This is a genomic window from Hungatella sp. SL.1.14, assembly GCF_024460495.1.
In the GTDB taxonomy this organism is placed as follows: domain Bacteria; phylum Bacillota; class Clostridia; order Lachnospirales; family Lachnospiraceae; genus Hungatella; species Hungatella hathewayi.
The window spans coordinates 1-367 of record NZ_JANFYJ010000190.1 but is presented as its reverse complement, the minus strand read 5'-3'; the positions used below and the strand labels follow the sequence as shown (position 1 = coordinate 367).

Annotated in this window: 2 protein-coding genes; both read right to left on the bottom strand. The window is 48.0% G+C overall.

Annotated elements, in window-relative coordinates; translation table 11 throughout:
- On the bottom strand, nt 1–225 hold a 225-nt coding region (locus tag NE473_RS30615), incomplete at its 3' end, for a hypothetical protein (RefSeq protein WP_256265595.1).
- 14 nt (nt 226–239) lie between these two features.
- On the bottom strand, nt 240–353 hold the full coding sequence (locus NE473_RS33325; protein ID WP_502802862.1) for a hypothetical protein: 114 nt from the start codon (nt 351–353) through the stop codon (nt 240–242).
- Nucleotides 354–367: the final 14 nt, after the last annotated feature.

Genomic DNA, 367 nt, shown 5'->3' with positions numbered 1-367 from the left:
CTGGTTCCTGCGGTAATCTTTTAAGATCAGCTGGCGTACATCCGCGTTCCTGAATTTCTCAATATTGGAAAGCTTCTTTTTACTGAGAAAGGTATCATCCTGCGGAATAAGTTTCTCCTCATTCGGTTCCGGCAGATAGAGATGCCGCAGAAAATGGTCAAAACGCTCACTCCATCCCTCTTTCCGACAGGAATCTGCGAGGGGATTGTCCCAGGAGGCCAGCACCTGTCCTGCCGCTTTTACGTTTTCAAAGGCATATAATTGGTATACGCGTTGTTGTCCACATGCTCTGTATATTCATCCGGGCCGATCACATCCCTGATCTCAAAGCGTCTTTTATCCCCATTCCACACAGCTCTGCTGTACC